Raw genomic sequence first — 17,137 nt, forward strand, 5'->3', positions numbered from 1 at the left:
ACCTCCTCGTCCTGCTAGTAAGCAATCTCCACTCGCCGCATCGCGGCTGCCGCGGCTTCGTCGAACCGGCCGCCCGCCATCGCCGTCCGGCCGGGCTGGGTGCCGATCCCGGCCGCGTCGAGCGGCTGGCGCACCCCGGCTTGGCCGAGTGCGCCGGCCACCGCCCGGGCGCGCTCGTCGGCGAGTTGCCGGCGCCCGGCCGCGGTCGACCCCGGGGGATCGGCGGCGTAGCCCCGGATGGTCACCACGGCGCCAGGCCTGCCCGCCAACCGTGCGGTGATGCTCCCGGCGAGAGCGCGCAACAGGTCCTGGGCGCCCGGGGACAGGACCGCGGAATCGCCCGAGAACCCGAGAGCGCTGTCGGACACGGTGGTGCTGACCTGGCCCGCGGGCCCGACCACCGACGTCACCCCGGGCACGGGCACGACCGGCGTGGCGACGGTGGCGTGGGACGGCTCGGCCGGGACGCGCTTGTCGTCGAAGTCGCAGCCGGCGGCCTGAGCCCGTGCACAGATCGCCTGCCAGTACTGGAGGAGCTTGTCGTGCGCGGGTCCGGGCAAGGGTGGCTGCGCTCCGGCGACACTGCCGAGCCCGGTGAAGAGGACGTGCCAGTTTTCCAGGTGCGGCAACGCTTTCTTGGCGGCCAGCTGACTCGCGACCTCCTCCGGCTGGGCGTCCCAGCCGACCTGCCGCAGGTCGAAGGCTCCGGCCGTGCTCAGCCCGCTGCTCACGACGATCAGCCGGCCCGGAGTGACCCCCCGAGTGGCTGCGTCGATCCCGGCGAGCAGATCGAGCCCGGCCCGCGCGGCGGCAGTGGCGGCGACCGCGTCGGCGGCGGCCTGGACGTTGCGCTCGATGAGCGACGGCCGCTGCAACCCGTGCTCCAGCGCCCCGTCGGCTCGTCGCGGCGTCAGGACGAGCTGCCGCGACTCGACGCCGTCGGCGGCCGCGACGAGCGCGACGCTGCTCTTGCCCTCGCCGCCCGAGGAGACGTTTCCGCTGTTCGCGGCGTCGACGAGGACCTGACGGGCGAGGTCGGTGACCGCCGGGCGGGGCTCGTTCGCGGTGGCGCTCGCGACGATGACGACGCGGTCACCGCCGGCGGCGGCGTTGACCGCCTTCGCCGGCAGGGCGCACCCGGCGACTGGCAGCGCCAGCAATCCCAGCGCGGCAATTGCCGTCCGCGGTCGGGGTCTCGTGCCGATCCGCGCGGCTTCCTGCGGAATCCGCAGTGCGAACGCCGTGCGGGTGAGACGTGCTTCGTGGCCTGAACCGAAGTTGCAGGGCTTCATGGCGACCTCCCAGGGGCCGATGAGGCAACCCCAGGGTGACATTTGCCGGGTAACGATGTCAATTGCCGCGACGATAGAGGGGGTGACTGTTCTCCGGGCTACGGCGGGGAAACTCGCTTCGTTCGGGAGCGGGACGCCCCCAACGCCGGAGCACCGTGCCCCGAACGGACTAGTCGAGGAGGTACTCTCGCCACGGCAGATGAACCATCCGTGACATCCGCTCGTGCATCTGCCATGGAACTGCCCGGAGTTTGTCCAACAAGTGTCACCCTGGAGAAGCCAAATGACAGGGGAAGGGTAGGCTGGACGGATGGCGAAGCCCGACGCCGCCGTCGAGGGCGTCCGAAACGTCTTTTTCAAGCTGCGCACCCGCAGCGGCCTCAACGTCGAGCGGCTCAGCGCGACCGAGGTCGACGTCGCGCTGCTCGCCGACCTGCCCATCGTGCGCCGGTACGCGCGTGAGCGCGCCGTGTCCACCGACCAGGCCATCGTCGACGTCGTCACCCGGGTCACCGCCGCTCTCGAACCGACCGACCGGCTGATCGCCGACGCGGTACTGGCCCTCGGCATGCTCGCCGGGCGGCCGGGGCTGCCACAGCTGTATGCGGAAGATCTCGGCGAGCGACGCGAGACACTCGCCGAGCACTGGGCGGCGCTGCACCGCCTGCTCGACGTGACCGAGATACCTCCGGCGCCCTCGGTGCGCGCCCTGCGTGGCCCGGTCGAGGCGCGTGCACTCCTCAGGCTCGCGGAACGCTGCGTGCACGGTCCGGAAGCACCCCTGCCGGAGCCGGCCGCCGATGCCCGGGAACCCAGCAACTCGATCGTCGTGATCGGGGGCGCGGTGACGGACGTGATCGTGGTCTCCGACGAGCTTCCCGAAATCGGTGCCGCGGTGCAGGCGGACTCGTTCGAAGAGCACCCCGGGGGCAAGGGGCTCAACCTTGCGGTCGCCGCCCGGCGGTTCGGCCTTCGCGCGCGGCTTTGCGCCGCCATCGGGGGCGACGATGCCGCGCGGGAACTCACCCGCTACATGCGGCAAGAAGGCCTCTCGACCGAGCTGATCCGGACGACGCCGGGCGAGGCGAATCCGAGAGCCCTCATGCTCGTTACGCAAAAGGGCGAGACCCGCTATCTGGGCTGGATGAACAAGGGCAAGGTCTCGCTGTCGACCACGGAATTCGAGCAACCGCGCACGAAACAAGCAATCGCCGACGCCGATGCGGTATTGATCACCTTGGAACCACCGGTCGAAACGGTGCAATGGGCGCTCGAAACGGCCGCCCGGCAAACACCGAAACCGTTGGTGCTGTTGCAGGCTTCGCCACCCATGAAAACTCCGCAACAGCTTTACCGGCATCTTCACGGCGTCGATTACCTCGTCGGCCGTGAAGGCGAACTGCGCGGGCTGCTGTCCTATCCGGACCGCCCCGCCACGGTCGACGCGCTGGCTGACGAACTGCTCACCCTCGGCGTGCAGACGGTCTGTGTGGTCGAGAACTTCGGCGCCAAGATCCGGTCCCGGACACGGTCAAGGGACATCGAGGGCCCGAACGTTCCACTCGAAGACACGCCTGGGGCCCGGGAAGCGTTTTCCGCGGCCCTCACTTTCCAGCTCCTCGATGACGGCGGGGACCTCACCTGGGATGCGCTCGAATGGGCGATCCGGGCCATGACCGCCAACCTCACGCTCGAGGAGATCACCGACTCCATGCCCGGCACCGAGGACGTCGACCGGCTGTGGAGAAAACCTGACGTGGAGAACCCGTGACCGAGGTCGTGGAGCACAAATTGCAGGATTCGGACGGCGATTTCCGGGTCGTCGTCCTCGACGGTTCCGAACAGCCCACTCCGGCGTGTGCGGCGGTGTTCGGCGACCCGCGGGACGGGTGTCTCGTGCGGATCCAGTCCCGGTGCCTCTACGGCGAAATATTCGGGTCCACCAACTGTGACTGCCTTTACCAGCTCGACCGGTCGCTCGAAGAGATCAAGCGGCACTCCGGGGTACTCATCTACCTGGACCAGGAAGGCCGTGGTGCCGGTCTCCTGACGAAGGCGCGGGGATACCGGCTCTGCCAGGAAACCGGCATGGACACGTTCGCCGCGTACGCGGCATTGGAGTGCAAAGCCGACACCCGGTCGTACGGGGACGCCGTGGCGTTGCTGAAGCAGCTGGGGCTCAAGGAGGTCACGCTGCTCACCAACAACCCCGGGAAGCTGGCGGGCCTCGATGTCGGCGGCCTCAAGTTGCGGCACCGGCCGTTGGTGATGCCGGAGCCGGGCGAGCACACGCTCGCCTACCTGGTCGCCAAGCGCGACAACCAGGAACACATGCTGTCCATCGCCGCGCGGCTGCGGTGGCGCGTCATCCGGTTCGCCGGGTCACGCTGGCTCAGCCCTCGCCGGGCTGCCCTGCGCAAGGCGGCGGCCCATCCTTCCCAGCCTGTGAGCGCGATGGGTGAAGCCGGCATGGACAGCGCCCGGGAGAGCGCGCACCAGGTGGCCTGACAGCCGGCGATGCCCCGGACAGCCCGGCGTGGCTGCCCGGGGCGGACGGCATCCCCCGGCGCTCAGGTGGTCGCCGGGCGGGACTCGGTCGCACTCGGGCTGACCTCCGGCGCCGGGGTGCGGTGGCCGGGGCGGACCACCGTCACGGCCGCCGCTCCCAGCGCACCGACCCCGGCGAACGCGTAGAAGCCCCATGGATAGGCGATTCCCGCCGTCAGCAGGGCGCCGCCGAGGATCGGGCCCGAGATCGCGCCGATGCGGCCGATGCCGGCCGCCCAGCCGAGGCCGGTTGCGCGGATCGCGGCCGGGTAGATCCGGCCGATGTACGCGTACACCAGCACCTGAGCGCTGAACACGAAGCAACCGGTCAGGAACACCGCCGCGTACAGCCCGACGGCCGGCAGTTTCACGCTCAGCAGGGCGAGGAACACCGCGCCCGCGCAGAACCAGACGATGGCCGAGGGGCGGATGCCGACGCGGTCGGCGACCCGGCCGGCGACGAGCAGGCCCACGATGCCGCCGACGTTCAGCGTCAGCAGCAGGCTCAGCGCCGCGCCCAGCGGGTACCCGGCCTGGCGCATGATCTCCGGCAGCCACGTGTTCAAGCCGTAGACCAGCAGCAGACCCATGAACGAGGTGGCCCAGAAGGCGATCGTCGCGCGCAGCAGGCCGCCGCGGAACAGCCCGGCGACGGCCTGCCCGGCCGACCGGTCGGTCTCGCGGACCTGCTGGAACGTCTCCGACTCCGGCAGGTACTTCAGCATCAGCGGAACCAGCACGACCGCGGGCAGCGCGCCGGCGACGAACATCGCGCGCCAGCCCAGTGGTGAGATCAGCACGATGCCCAGCAGCGCGGTCAGCACCGCGCCGACGTGGTAGCCGGTCATCACCGTGGTCGTCGCGCTGCCGGCCTTGCCCTGGCGGGCGTACTCCGTGACCAGCGTGATCGCCGTCGGCAGGCAGCCGCCGAGGCCGAGCCCGGCGACGAACCGCAGCAGCCCGAAGACGAACGTCGACGGCGCGAAGGCGCACAACAGGGTGCACAGCGAGAACAGCGTCACGGAGATGATCAGGGACTTCCGGCGGCCGATGACGTCGGTGACCGTGCCGATCGCCAGGCCGCCCAGCATCATCCCGGCGAGCCCGACGGTCGACACGACCGCCGCCGTGGCCGGGGTCAGGCCCCAGACGTGGCCGCGGAGCAGCACGGGCAGCACGGTGCCGAGCACGACCAGGTCGAACCCGTCGAGCAGGACGGCTGTCCAGGCCAGGGGCACGACCCAGCCGCGGGTGCCAGGGGACATCGGAACCTCCGGAGGTGCGTCGGTGCACGTCTTCCGCACAGGTGTGCGTAGTGCGAACAAGTATGCATGTGGGGTCCGACACAATCCAGCGCGCTTCCGCTGAACGGAAGTCGAGCAAGGCCGCGCGACCTGCGGAAAGATGCGCGAGTGGAACTTTTGACGCTGATGGGCGTGCTCGCCGGTTCGCTGGCCCTGACCGCGATCGCCCGGCGCTACAACCTGTCGGCGCCGTTGCTGGTGGTGGTCGTCGCGCTCGGCGTCGGGCTGATCCCCGGCGTCCCGCGGCTGGAGCTCGAGCCGGAGCTGATCCTCACCGTCGTGCTGCCGCCGCTGCTCTACTCGACGTCGCTCGAGAGCTCGCTGGCGCACTTCAAGAACATCCTGCGGCCGATCATCACGCTCGGCGTGGTGCTGGTGGCGGTGACCGCGGTGGTCGTCGCCGTCGTCGTGCACCTGCTGCTGCCGGACTTGCCGTTCGCGTCGGCGCTGGTCCTCGGCGCGGTCGTGGCGCCGCCGGACGCGGTGACGGCGGTGGCGATCGGGCGCAAGCTCCGCCTGCCGAGGCGGATGATGGCCGTGCTGACCGGGGAAAGCCTGGTCAACGACGCCGCCGCGCTGACGTTGTACAAGGTCGCGCTCGCCGCGGTGGCGGGCACCGCGGGCTCGGCCGGGCACGGGTTCGCGGTGTTCGGGGTGGCGACCGGGCTGGGCATCGCGGTCGGCCTGGCGATCGGCGGCGTCGTGGTGCTGATCCGGCGGCTGCTCGACGACCCGCTGCTGGAGTCGGCGTTCGGGATCATCGTGCCGTTCGCCGCGTACGTCACGGCCGAGCACCTGCACCCCTTCGGTGACGACTTCAGCGGGTCGGGCGTGCTCGCCGTCGTCGCGGCCGGCCTGTACCTGGGCCACCGCTCGCTGTACGCGTCGCCGGCGACCCGCATGCAGGACAGATCGGTGTGGGCGTCGATCGACGTCCTGCTGGAGGCATTGGTGTTCGCGCTGATGGGACTGCAGCTGCCGTTCGTCCTGGACGGCGCCCAGCACGCGGCCCGCGACAACGGCACGCTCGCCCTGGTCGCGGTGGCCGTGCTGGCGGTGACGATGCTGGTCCGGATCCCCTCGGTGTTCGTCTTCGCCTACCTGCCCAGGGCGATGCGGCTGTTCGGCCGCGGCCGCGCGGCGCCGTCGTGGCGGGTGCTGGCGGTGGTCTCGTGGACGGGCATGCGCGGCGTCGTCACCTTGGCCGCGGCGGCCGGTGTGCCGGCGGGCACCCCGGGCCGCGAGGAGATCCAGCTGTTCGCGTTCACCGTGGCCATCGGCACCGTACTCATCCAGGGGCTGACGCTGCCCCCGCTGATCCGGGCGCTGAAGGTCGAAGATCCCACCGAGGCATCGCGGGACGAAGCGGAAGAGCTCGCCGCGCGTGAAGTCGCGAAGAAGGCAGCGCAGGAGCAGTTGCGCGAGATCGGCCACCAGCGGCTGGCTTCGCTGGACCTGCCCCAGGAGAAGGTGGACCGGCTCAAGGAGCGGCTCCAGCGGTTGATCGACATGCGCTACCGCTTCGCCAAGGCCGCGATCACATTGTCCGGCGAAGATCGGTCCGGCAGCCCGCAGGCCCAGTTCGCGAAGGCCCGGCGAGAGCTGCTGATCACCCAGCGCAAGGCGATGATCCAGGAGAACCGCGCGGGCCGCCTCGACGACGAAGTGCTGCAGAAGGTGCTGCGGGAGCTGGATCTGGAGGAGCTGTCGGTGTCGGCGACCATCCCGAATCGCCTGGCCTGACGAGAAACGGGGGTGCCCGTGGAAACAGGCACCCCCGCGCGTGGGAACAGGCTCGGCGTCATCGGTGGAGGTGGATGCTCACCGGCTCCACCACGTAGTAGAAGACGATCAGGAGCTCGATGAGCGCCGCCCACCAGGGCTGCCGATTCGGGCGCTGCTTCTTCTTGGCCATGCCATTCACCTCCTCGGCGGTGCACTCGGATTTCCCGGTGCCACCAGAAAACCGGACTCCGCAGAAGCCGGCCAGCAATCCGCCGATTCCCTGCGAAGCCTGCCGGTTCAAGCCATTTCCCGCCCGCCAGGCCGGAATTGGTTCCCCATTCCGCCGATCTCCGGCGGTTCCGGGCGGAGTCGGCCGGCCACTGCGACCGCGGCTGTAACATCCGGCCCCCGATCTCGTTCTTAGAGGGGGTGACGCCGGTCATCTCCGGTCATCTGCAGCCATGGCTGGCCAGGAACAGCCGGTGCCGGCCACAGCCTGCCGCCGACGACGACACGACTGGTGGATCCCCGTGACGCAGCCGAAGCCTCCCCGGCCCGACGGACACGCGGGGTCCTTCCGCCCCGTCGAGCCGATCACCACTGCGCACATCGACCTGGACGCCGTCGGCGACGATGCCGCCGAGTTCACCAGGTGCCTGCAGCAGGTCAGGCACATCGCCGGCCCGCTGTCGAACCGGGAGATCGCCGCCCGCAGCGGGCGGCAGCTCAGCCGCTGGATGGTCGGTGAAGTCCTCGACAAGGGTGCGTTGCCCAAGCGCGACTTCCTCGAGGCGTTCCTCGCGGTCTGCGGCGTCCCGGCGCCGGAGCGCGCCCGGTGGGATCGGATCCGCGCGAGCCTGGCCCCGCTCGGCGAGCCGCTCGGGCCGGCCGGCCCGGCTCCTGCCGGTCGTGGCGCCGACAACCGGCGTCAAGCGGAGAAGATCATCGAAGAAGCCGAGAACCGGGCGAACGAGATCCTGGCCCTCGCGCGGGACGAGGTCGGCCGGATCATGACCCAGGCGAACCTCGAAGCCGAACGGGCCCGGCGGACCGAAGAATTCCGCGTCAAAGGTGCCGAAGACGAACGCGACTCGGCCGTCGCCAGGACCCTTTCGCTGACGCTCGAACTCGATCAGGTGCACGAAATCAGCATGAAACGCATCAAGGCCGCCGACGACGAACGCGATTCCGCGCTCGCCCGTGCCCAAGAACTGGCCAACCAGATGGCCGAACTGTACGAGACGAGCTGGGCACGAATCCGGGAAGCGGAAGAAGACCGGGACAAAGCACAAGCGCGAGCCAGAACTCTCTCCCTGGAACTGGAAGAGGTCTACCGGAAGATCGACGAGCTGCGCGAGAAGCTGGTTCACGCCGCGAAGCGCGAAGACGGCGACCGCGAACTGGAGCTGGAAAAGGCGCAACAGGAAATCGCCACGCTCCGCGAGGAGCTCAACACCCTCTCGCGAGCGGCGACGACCAGCAAGGCGGGACGGTACCTCGACTCGGGGTCGGACGACATCTTCAGCTCGAGCGATCGCGCCGTCCCCCCGACCATCGGCGCCTGATGGTGCCCAGGTCGAGACGGCGGCGCAAGCACTTCCGCATCGCGGACACCTCGGCTCCCAACGCATGAGAACCCGAGCGGTCCGCTGTGGAATCGCCCACCCTGAAGCAAATCACGATCTTCAGGAGAGCCCATGTCGCTGACCGAAGTCATCGATGGCACCCGCAAGGCCGTCGACGCCGATCCGCACAACGCTGCCGTCTCCTTCAGCGTTGACCACGTTCTCAAGCCCGGGACCGCGACCCAGGTCGAAGTCAAGGTCCGGGACCACAGCTTCACCGTCGACGAGCCACCCGCGCTCGGCGGGACCGACCAGGCCGCCAATCCCGTCGAGTACGCGCTGGCCGCCCTCGGGTCGTGCCAGGTCATCACCTACCAGTTCTGGGCGGCGAAGCGCGGGATTCCGCTCGATTCGATCAAGGTCACCGTCGACGGGGACCTCGATCTGCACGGCTTCTTCGGCTTCTCCTTCAACACGCGGCCCGGCTTCGGGGATGTCCGCGTGTCCGTCGAGCTGGAGGGGCCGGCGAGCCGGGAGCGCTACGAAGACCTCAAGCGCGAGGTCGACGAGCACTGCCCGGTGCTCGACCTGTTCCGGAACGAAACGCCCGTCAGCACGAAACTGACCTAACCGACAGCGCCTTAGACAAACGTGTGCCGCACGATCGTCTGCTCGCGGCCCGGGCCGACGCCGATCGCGGAGATCCGGGCGCCTGACAGCTCTTCCAGGCGCTCGACGTACGCGCGGGCGTTCGCCGGGAGCTCCTCGAACGTGCGGCACGCCGAGATGTCCTCGAACCAGCCCGGGTGCTCTTCGTAGATCGGGATCGCGTGGTGCACGTCGGTCTGCGTCATCGGCATGTCCTGGGTGCGGAATCCGTCGACTTCGTAGCCGACGCACACCGGAACCTTCTCCAGGCCGGACAGCACGTCCAGCTTCGTGAGGAAGTAGTCGGTGATGCCGTTGACGCGCACCGCGTACCGCGCGATCACCGCGTCGAACCAGCCGGTGCGGCGCGAACGGCCGGTCGTCACGCCGAACTCGCCGCCCTGCTTGCGCAGGTACTCGCCGGACTCGTCGTGCAGCTCGGTCGGGAACGGGCCGGAGCCGACGCGCGTGGTGTAGGCCTTGAGGATGCCGAGCACCGTCGTGATGCGGCCCGGCCCGATGCCCGAGCCCGCGCTCGCGCCGCCGGACGTCGGGTTCGACGACGTCACGAACGGGTAGGTGCCGTGGTCGACGTCGAGCAGCGTGCCCTGCGAACCCTCCAGCAGCACGGTTTCGCCGCGCTCCAGGGCCTGGTTGAGCTGCAGGCGCGTGTCGGCGATGCGGTGCGCGAACTTCTCGCCCGCCGCCAGCACCTCGTCGGCGACCTGGTCGGCGTCGAGGGCCTTGCGGTTGTAGACCTTCACCAGCACCTGGTTCTTGAACTCCAGTGCGGCTTCGACCTTCTGGCGGAAGATCTTCTCGTCGAGCAGGTCCTGCACGCGGACGCCGACGCGGGCGATCTTGTCCTGGTAGCACGGCCCGATGCCGCGGCCGGTGGTGCCGATCTTGCGGCTGCCGAGGTAGCGCTCGGTGACTTTGTCGATGGCCACGTGGTACGGCATGATCAGGTGCGCGTCGGCCGAAATCAGCAGCTTGGACGTGTCCACGTTCCGCGCTTCGAGGCCGGAGAGCTCGTCGAGCAGCACACCCGGGTCGACCACCACGCCGTTGCCGATGACGTTGGTCACGCCCGGGGTCAGGATGCCGGACGGGATGAGGTGCAGGGCGAAGTTCTCGCCGTTCGGCAGGACGACCGTGTGACCGGCGTTGTTGCCACCCTGGTAGCGGACGACCCACTGGACGCGGTCACCCATCAGGTCGGTGGCCTTGCCCTTGCCTTCGTCCCCCCACTGGGCACCGATGAGCACGATGGCCGGCATGTGACACTCCAGGTGTTCGACGACTGAGGTTAAGTGTCCCGGACGGACACCGGTGGCGCTGAAGAAATGCCGGTGCATGACTGTAACGGAGGACCTGCGGGTGCGCGGAATCGTGGTGGCCTGTGGCGACGGCGCGGCGGGCTTCGAAGAGGTCGACGACGTCGCGTCGATCCGCGTGCCGAGCCGTCCCGGCAAGGCGGAAATCGACCCCTTGCTGGGCGAACACGATCATCTGGTGGTGTCGGGCACGGACGCCGACCTCGCCGCGGTCGTGCTGCGCCTGCTCCGGAAGGACGCGCTCTCCGGCGTGTCGGTCGGGTTCGTGCCGTCGTCGCCGGACTCGGTCGTCGGCGCACTCTGGGGCCTGCCGAAGACGCCGCTGCGGGCGCTCGCGCTGGCGTTGCGCGGTGAGGTCGACCCGGTGCCGCTGATCCGCGACGACGTCGGCGGCGTGCTCGTCGGGCGCGGGCAGCTGCGGCTGGTCCGCGGCGTGGCCTACGCCGACGAGCAGGTGGCGCTGCGGGGGCCGGCCGCGTCGATCGAGGTGACACCGGACCCGGGCGGCCCCGGCCTGGCCGTCCGCGTCGTGAAGGGCACCATCTTCAAGCGCCCGGCGACGCTGTACTCGCGGGCGTTCCAGATCGGCTGCATCCCGACGCGGCCGGTGCTGGACGACGTCATCCACGAGCGCGCGGTGAACAAGTGGACCTGGTACCGGCACACCGAGGACCTGCGGCTGGTCCGGGGCGCCGTCTGAACAAATCGTACGGTGACCCGCGAGTAACCCGGTGTTCATTGCCGGACAGCAACCTGTCACCTATACGTGTTGTACACGCCACTCCCGTGCTTCAGGGTTAGCTGTCCCCACTACCCGGAGGCAGCAAAATGCCAACCAGGCGTGCTGTTCGTCATACGTTCACCGTTCTCGCGGTCACCGCGGTGCTGTCCGGCACCCTGGCCGGCGTCGCGGACGCGACCCCGCCGGGCATCCCGTCGGCCACCACGGCGAAGTCCGAGCTCGCGACCCTGACCGTCAAGGCCGACGGCTCCCAGACCGGCTACAGCCGTGACAAGTTCCCGCACTGGATCGACCAGGGCAGCAGCTGCAACACCCGTGAAGTGGTGCTCAAGCGCGACGGCACGAACGTGGTGACGGACTCCAGCTGCGCCGCGACCTCCGGCAAGTGGGTCAGCCCGTACGACGGCGCGACCTGGACCGCGGCGTCCGATGTGGACATCGACCACGTCGTGCCGCTGGCCGACGCGTGGCGCACCGGCGCGTCCTCGTGGACGACCGCGCAGCGCCAGGCGTACGCGAACGACCTCACCGACCCGCAGCTGATCGCCGTCACCGACAACGTCAACCAGGAGAAGGGCGACAAGTCGCCCGACGCGTGGAAGCCGCCGCTGGTCAGCTACTGGTGCACCTACGCGAAGATGTGGGTCGCGGTGAAGTACAAGTTCAAGCTGACGATCAACTCCGCCGAGAAGACCGCCCTGACGGACATGCTCAACCGCTGCTGACGCCGGTACGCTTGGGCGGTGCGGATCCTCTTCACGTGCCGCCCGGCGTACGGCCACCTCTTTCCCCTGCTCCCGCTGGCGAACGCGGCGAAAGCCGCCGGCCACGAAGTCGTCTTCGGCACCGGCGAGGCGTTCGTGCCGAAGGTGCGTGAGCTCGGCTTCGAGGCCTACCGCGTCGGCATCTCCATCGGTGACGCGGAGGCCGAAGCCAAGCGGCGCCACGGTGCGGACGCCGGCTTCTTCGACATCGGGATCACGATGTTCGCCGAGTTGCTGCCACGAACGACGATGGCCGACCTGCGGCCGCTGCTGCCCGAGGTGCGGCCGGACCTGGTGGTCTACGAGCAGAGTGACGTCGGCACCGGGGCACTCGCGCGGCAGGTGGGCATCCCGGCCGTCTCGCTGGTGATCGGCCGGTCGATGTCGCCGGAGGTGCTCGCGGTCGCAGCCGAACGGCTGGCTCCGCTCTGGGGCAGCCTGCCGGCGGACGCCATGCTCGGCGACGCCTGCGTCGACGTCTGGCCCGACAGCGTCCGCGACCCGGGAACGGCGGCCGTGCCGAAGGTGTTCCGGATGCGCCCGACGCCGTACGACGCGGATGTCCCGCTGCCGCCGCTCCCGGAAGACGGCTTCGTGTACCTGACCCTGGGCACGGTGGTCTTCGGCGCGACGCAAGTGCTGCGCCGGGCGATCCACGCGCTGGCTCGCCTGGGTGTGGACGTGCTCGTCGCGCTCGGACCGGGTGATCCCGCGGCGCTGGGCCCGGTGCCGGAAAACGTGCGGGTGGCGGGTTTCGTGCCGCAGGCCGAGGTGCTGAAGCACGCCGGACTGGTGGTGCACCACGGCGGCACCGGAACGGTGCTCGGCACGCTCGCCGCCGGGCTGCCGCAGCTGATCCTGCCCCAGGGCGCCGACCAGTTCGCCAACGCGGAGACGCTGTCGGCGCTCGGCGCGGCGAAGGCCCTGGTGGGTGACGCCATCCGGATCGACGCGATCGAGGCGGCGGCCCGCGAACTGCTGGCCGGCCCGGCCGCCCGGAACATCGCCCGCGGCATCGCGGCCGAGATCGCCGGAATGCCCGCGCCCGCCCGGGTCCTCGACGACCTGGTCGCCTGGGCCTCGTGAGTGGTAATTCGGGTTAGAACCCTAATTACCACTCACGAGCGCCAGGATTTCCCGGGCCACCGCGTCGTTCTGGCGGAAGGACAGCGCGTTCGTCCGCGGCCGGGTGAACGCCGCCGCCGAGCGGGCGCTCGTGTGGGGGCCCACCGCGAACCGGTGCGGGTGGGGGCGTCCGGTGCCGTCGAGCAGCCGGGAGTCCGACACCCGCGTGTGGATGCGGCCCGACGGCAGCAAGGCGCCCGTCACCGGGTCCGCCACCGTCTCCTCCGCCAGCTCGCCCGCGTCGCGCAGCTGCCGGAGCAGGCCGTCGGCCGCACGGGTCACGCTCGGGCCCGGCAGCCGCGCCTCGATCAGCGTGCGGGCCTCGACCCGCTCCGGGTGGCTCGCCGACGACGCCACGAAGGCGCCGCGCTCCGCCGTCACCCGCATTTCCGCGCCCGCGAAGGAAACGATCCCCGCCTCGTGCAACGCCAACAGCTCATCCAGGCGACGCGGCGGCGGACCGCTGGCGTAGTAGGAGAAGAACCCGTGGAACCAGCCGTCCATATCGGACACTTGAGACGCGGCGCCCAGTCGTCCTTTTTGGACCAGGGTCGGCAGCTGGCCGTACACCGACAGCAGCGCCATGAAGGCACCCAGGTCCGCGCTGAACTCCTGGTCCGCCCGGCGCGCCAAATCGGCCTCGACGTACTTGCGGAGCTCCTTGCCGAACTCCTCCGCCGTGCCGAAGGTGCGGTCCGCCATCGGGCGGTCCAGCCGGTCGAGGTCGAGCCGGTCGGCCTCGGCGGGCACCGCCCGCGCGACGAGGTCCCGCATGGACGGCGAATCCCAGGCCAGGTCGGCGAAGGCGTCGGCGAACACGGCGAAGTCCATGCGGACGCGGCCGGGGTGCCCGGTGAACAGCTCGCTGTAGTAGCCCCAGGCCAGTTCCTTGGCGATCAGCGGCCAGACGTCCGCGCGGAAGTCGAGCGCGTCGCCGGCCAGCCCGTCCATGGCGTAGGCGTCGAAGAACCTGGGCAGCCGCAACGGTTTCCCTCGCAGCCGGTAGCCGATCTTCGCGTGGTACGGCACCCCGCGCCGCGAGCCGACGTGCAGCACCGGCTCGGCGCCGCTCGGGTGGTAGCGGAGGCCGCCGCACGGGAGGTCCTCGAACCGGCCGCCGCGGCCCTCGGTCAGCAGCAGCATCAGGTCGACGAACGCCAGTCCGAACCCGCGTACCAGCACGGTTTCGCCCGGTTCGACGCCCGCGTAGTCGACGTCGGCGGTGTAGCCGGCCGGGTAGTAGGACAGCCCGTGCCGCGCGGCGAACGCCACCAGCTCGAGTTCGCGCTCGTCGGGTTCCGCGTCGAGGTGGCCGACGGTGAAGACGACGGCGTCCGCCACGATCGCCGATCCGTCGGACAGGCGGACGACGTGGCCGTCGACCCCGGTCGCGCTCGCCGCGTGCTCGACGACGTCGATGCCTTCGGGCAGGTCTTCGAGGACCTTCCGGTACACCCAGGTCAGGTAGGCGCTCTGCAGGCGCCGGGTGGGGAAGTCGAAGGGGTCGAGCGCCGTCAGCTCGGCGACGACGTCGGGCGGCACGTCGGCGTCGAGCTCGCCGGCCCGCACCCTCCGCGCCCACTCCAGCAGCGACGGCCCCGGCCGCACCGGGCCCGCCATCTTCACCGAGTCGTCGGTGAACATCGTGACGTCCTCGGGCATGGAGTTCATCCGCAGCAGCGGCGACTGGTCGTAGCGCCACACCCGGCCGGGTCCCGGCGGGAACGGGTCGATCAGGTGCACCTCGAGCCGCCGGCCGCCGAGCAGTTCGCCCGCGTTCGCGCCGAGCCGCTCGAGGATGCCGACCCCGCGGGGTCCGGCGCCCACGACAGCCAGGGTGAACGGCGGGAGAGCGGTCACCAACCCGAAGCTACGCCGGGGTTCCGGCGCCGGAACCACTTCCCACAGAGCGGAACCCATCCAGCCCGCGCTCGGCTCCGAATCCCTGCGGCCCATCGGCGAAAGGAGCGGACTTGATCTTTGTCCATCGAGGCACGCGGGCCTCAGCCGCACGTCGCCACCTGCGAATACTTGGCCGATGAGATCGGTTCGCCGCACCGCGTCCACACCGCGCAGGACGTGGTCGGCACCCTCCTCCGGGGGAACTGGGCGATCTTCGCCCACGAATGGGCCGATCCGGACGGGATCGACCCCGAGCACTGGCGGGACATCGTCGAGGCCGCCGCGGAGGCGGCCGGGGTCGACATCGAGTTCGTCGTCATCCCGCGCCGGTCCCTGACCGTCGTGTTCAACCGGGCGGTACCGCCCACCTTCGAGCAGGTCCGCGCGTCGATCGAGGTCATCGAGCACCACCGCGGGCCGGCCTGACCTCGTCCCTTCCCCGGTATCCACCTCGCGAACGCGAGGTGGATACTTTTGCCTCTGGCGACCGACCAAGCGGTACGGAATGATCGATTGGTGACTCCTGAGCCACCGGTCAGACACTGCGGGCTATCGTCTGACCCGTTCGGGAAGCTCCGGGACACCTTGGATACCAGCGAAAGAACCTAGAGATTTACCAACAGTCACGGGACACTGGCTGGGGTAACTCACGTACCGTGACTGCCCCATGACCGACTGGTCGTCTCGTCACCGCGGGTCATGGGACTGACGCGGTCTGTACAAGTGGTCGGGAGAAAACGCATGGCAGCACCGCCGGATCGCGTCACGTTCCGCGAGGTGTTCGGGATCGCCGAGTTCCGGGCGCTGTGGTTCGGCGAGCTGCTCTCGATCGCCGGCGACCAGCTGGCCAGGGTCGCGCTGTCCATCCTCGTGTTCACCGGGACGAACTCCGCGACGCTCACCGGCCTGACCTACGCCCTGACGTACGCGCCGTCGCTGCTGGGCGGCATCTTCCTGACCGGCTTCGCCGACCGCTTCCCGCGCCGCAACGTGATGGTGCTCGTCGACCTGCTGCGGGCCGGCCTGATCCTGCTGGTCGCCCTGCCCGGCATGCCGTTCTGGCTGATGTGTGTGCTGGTCGGCGGCGTTTCCCTGGTCAACCCGCCGTTCAAGGCGTCCCAGCTGGCGCTGCTGCCGCAGGTGCTCGAAGGTGACCGGTTCGTCGTCGGGATGGGTATCCGGAGCATGACCGTGCAGAGCGCCCAGCTGCTCGGCTTCGCCGGCGGCGGGGCCCTGCTGCTCGCTCTCGACCCGCACGTGGCACTGGTCGTCGACGCGGCCACGTTCGTCCTGTCGGCCGTCTTCGTGCGCTTCGGCGTCCGCGCCCGCCCGGCCGCGGCGACCGGCGAGCAGCGCAAGTCCTTCTTCGCGACGCTCGGCGGCGGTGGCCGGACGGCGTTCGCGAGCTCGCCGCTGCGGACGCTGGTGCTGTTCACCTGGCTGATGGGGCTGCTGCCGGTCTACGAGGGCATCGCCGCGCCGTACGTGACGGCGGCGGGCGGCGGCCCGGAGACGATCGGCCTGCTGCTCGCGGCCGACCCGATCGGCAGCGTCATCGCGACCTTCGCCTACACGCGCTGGGTGCCCGCGCGGCTGCGGCCGAAGCTGATCGGCCCGCTGGCGGCGCTGTGCGCCGTGCCGCTGCTGTTCTGCTTCCTGAACCCCGGCCCGGTCTCGTCGATCGTCCTGTTCATCATCTCCGGCGGCCTGGGCACGGTCTGCCTGCTGCAGGCGACCGCGTCGCTGACCCTGGCGGTGCCGGACGAGCAGCGGGCGCAGGTGATGGGCCTGTCCAACACGGGCCTGACCACGATGATGGGCGTCAGCCCGCTGATCGGCGGCGTGCTCGCGGATCAGCTGACCCCGCACGGGACGGTCGGGATCTTCGGCATCGCCGGGCTCGTGCTCACCCTCCCGCTGGCGGTGCTGTGGGCCCGGGCGCTGTCCGGCGAGCCGGAACGATGGATCGACAAAGAGGCCGCACGCGCCGAACATGCATGACATGCCCCGCGCGTGGGCTTGACCTGCGCGACCTTGCGGTGCGCTGTGCGGTCACTGTTCTTTGCCGCGCATCGCTGGCCACCTCTCGTTCCGGTGTCAAAGAAAAAGTACACACCGAAAGCCCTTGTGGACAGCGGGCGAACGGTCTGAAACTGTCCGTGAGTACTTTGTCACCGTACAAGCAC

Annotated in this window: 14 protein-coding genes; 10 read left to right on the forward strand and 4 right to left on the reverse strand. The window is 70.0% G+C overall.

All coding sequences use genetic code 11. The annotated features are described in order from the left end of the window. Window positions 1–14: 14 nt before the first annotated feature. Window positions 15–1,292, reverse strand: coding sequence for a hypothetical protein (locus ACLJQF_RS13130; protein ID WP_410608597.1), 1,278 nt, complete (start codon window positions 1,290–1,292; stop codon window positions 15–17). Between the two features lie 310 nt (window positions 1,293–1,602). On the opposite strand from ACLJQF_RS13130, the gene ACLJQF_RS13135 reads away from it, so the two are divergent. Continuing rightward, the gene (locus ACLJQF_RS13135) at window positions 1,603–3,063 is read left to right on the forward strand and encodes a PfkB family carbohydrate kinase (protein WP_410608598.1); all 1,461 of its coding nucleotides are present in this window, start codon (window positions 1,603–1,605) and stop codon (window positions 3,061–3,063) included. Next, a complete protein-coding gene (ribA, locus tag ACLJQF_RS13140) occupies window positions 3,060–3,800 on the forward strand; it encodes a GTP cyclohydrolase II RibA (RefSeq protein WP_410608599.1) in 741 nt (246 codons plus the stop codon). Before ACLJQF_RS13135 ends, ribA begins: the two co-directional genes overlap by 4 nt. Window positions 3,801–3,862: 62 nt before the next feature. Here the strand turns inward: ribA and ACLJQF_RS13145 are convergent, their stop codons facing one another. Then, complete coding sequence (locus tag ACLJQF_RS13145; protein WP_410608601.1) at window positions 3,863–5,104, reverse strand: MFS transporter; 1,242 nt, start codon at window positions 5,102–5,104, stop codon at window positions 3,863–3,865. A gap of 147 nt (window positions 5,105–5,251) precedes the next feature. Between ACLJQF_RS13145 and ACLJQF_RS13150 the strand changes: the two genes are divergently transcribed. The 3 genes from ACLJQF_RS13150 (at window position 5,252) to ACLJQF_RS13160 (ending at window position 9,063) form a co-directional block, all read left to right on the forward strand. Further along, window positions 5,252–6,886 carry a cation:proton antiporter gene (locus tag ACLJQF_RS13150; protein ID WP_410608602.1) on the forward strand — a complete coding sequence of 545 codons (1,635 nt, stop codon included), beginning with the start codon at window positions 5,252–5,254 and terminating at the stop codon, window positions 6,884–6,886. Between the two features lie 512 nt (window positions 6,887–7,398). Then, complete coding sequence (locus ACLJQF_RS13155; protein ID WP_410608604.1) at window positions 7,399–8,433, forward strand: hypothetical protein; 1,035 nt, start codon at window positions 7,399–7,401, stop codon at window positions 8,431–8,433. 132 nt (window positions 8,434–8,565) lie between these two features. Then, window positions 8,566–9,063, forward strand: coding sequence for an OsmC family protein (locus ACLJQF_RS13160; RefSeq protein WP_410608605.1), 498 nt, complete (start codon window positions 8,566–8,568; stop codon window positions 9,061–9,063). Window positions 9,064–9,074: 11 nt separating this feature from the next. Here the strand turns inward: ACLJQF_RS13160 and ACLJQF_RS13165 are convergent, their stop codons facing one another. Then, a complete protein-coding gene (locus ACLJQF_RS13165; RefSeq protein WP_410608607.1) occupies window positions 9,075–10,361 on the reverse strand; it encodes an adenylosuccinate synthase in 1,287 nt (428 codons plus the stop codon). Window positions 10,362–10,473: 112 nt separating this feature from the next. Here ACLJQF_RS13165 and ACLJQF_RS13170 point away from each other — a divergent pair, with 112 nt between their 5' ends. From ACLJQF_RS13170 to ACLJQF_RS13180, 3 genes are all read left to right on the forward strand, one after another. Continuing rightward, complete coding sequence (locus ACLJQF_RS13170; RefSeq protein ID WP_410609018.1) at window positions 10,474–11,118, forward strand: hypothetical protein; 645 nt, start codon at window positions 10,474–10,476, stop codon at window positions 11,116–11,118. 128 nt (window positions 11,119–11,246) lie between these two features. Then, window positions 11,247–11,885 (forward strand): HNH endonuclease family protein, encoded by a 639-nt coding sequence (locus tag ACLJQF_RS13175; protein ID WP_410608608.1) that lies wholly within the window; start codon window positions 11,247–11,249, stop codon window positions 11,883–11,885. 18 nt (window positions 11,886–11,903) lie between these two features. Then, window positions 11,904–13,010, forward strand: a complete 1,107-nt coding sequence (locus tag ACLJQF_RS13180) for a glycosyltransferase (RefSeq protein ID WP_410608610.1) — start codon at window positions 11,904–11,906, stop codon at window positions 13,008–13,010. Window positions 13,011–13,031: 21 nt separating this feature from the next. Here ACLJQF_RS13180 and ACLJQF_RS13185 read toward each other — a convergent pair whose 3' ends face one another. Beyond that, on the reverse strand, window positions 13,032–14,909 hold the full coding sequence (locus ACLJQF_RS13185; protein ID WP_410608611.1) for an FAD/NAD(P)-binding protein: 1,878 nt from the start codon (window positions 14,907–14,909) through the stop codon (window positions 13,032–13,034). A 120-nt stretch (window positions 14,910–15,029) separates the two neighbouring features. Between ACLJQF_RS13185 and ACLJQF_RS13190 the strand changes: the two genes are divergently transcribed. Continuing rightward, a complete protein-coding gene (locus ACLJQF_RS13190) occupies window positions 15,030–15,377 on the forward strand; it encodes a hypothetical protein (RefSeq protein WP_410608612.1) in 348 nt (115 codons plus the stop codon). A gap of 315 nt (window positions 15,378–15,692) precedes the next feature. Next, the gene (locus ACLJQF_RS13195; RefSeq protein WP_410608614.1) at window positions 15,693–16,952 is read left to right on the forward strand and encodes an MFS transporter; all 1,260 of its coding nucleotides are present in this window, start codon (window positions 15,693–15,695) and stop codon (window positions 16,950–16,952) included. Window positions 16,953–17,137 lie beyond the last annotated feature (185 nt).

It is taken from the genome of Amycolatopsis sp. lyj-109 (assembly GCF_046548995.1).
In the GTDB taxonomy this organism is placed as follows: Bacteria; Actinomycetota; Actinomycetes; order Mycobacteriales; family Pseudonocardiaceae; genus Amycolatopsis.

Bases quoted from the DNA above. Each gene is read 5' to 3' on its own strand.
- ACLJQF_RS13160 (WP_410608605.1), top strand. From the start codon at position 8,566: ATGTCGCTGACCGAAGTCATCGATGGCACCCGCAAGGCCGTCGACGCC.
- ACLJQF_RS13175 (WP_410608608.1), top strand. From the start codon at position 11,247: ATGCCAACCAGGCGTGCTGTTCGTCATACGTTCACCGTTCTCGCGGTC.
- ACLJQF_RS13130 (WP_410608597.1), bottom strand. From the start codon at position 1,292: ATGAAGCCCTGCAACTTCGGTTCAGGCCACGAAGCACGTCTCACCCGC.
- ACLJQF_RS13165 (WP_410608607.1), bottom strand. From the start codon at position 10,361: ATGCCGGCCATCGTGCTCATCGGTGCCCAGTGGGGGGACGAAGGCAAG.
- ACLJQF_RS13195 (WP_410608614.1), top strand. From the start codon at position 15,693: ATGGCAGCACCGCCGGATCGCGTCACGTTCCGCGAGGTGTTCGGGATC.
- ACLJQF_RS13145 (WP_410608601.1), bottom strand. From the start codon at position 5,104: ATGTCCCCTGGCACCCGCGGCTGGGTCGTGCCCCTGGCCTGGACAGCC.
- ACLJQF_RS13135 (WP_410608598.1), top strand. From the start codon at position 1,603: ATGGCGAAGCCCGACGCCGCCGTCGAGGGCGTCCGAAACGTCTTTTTC.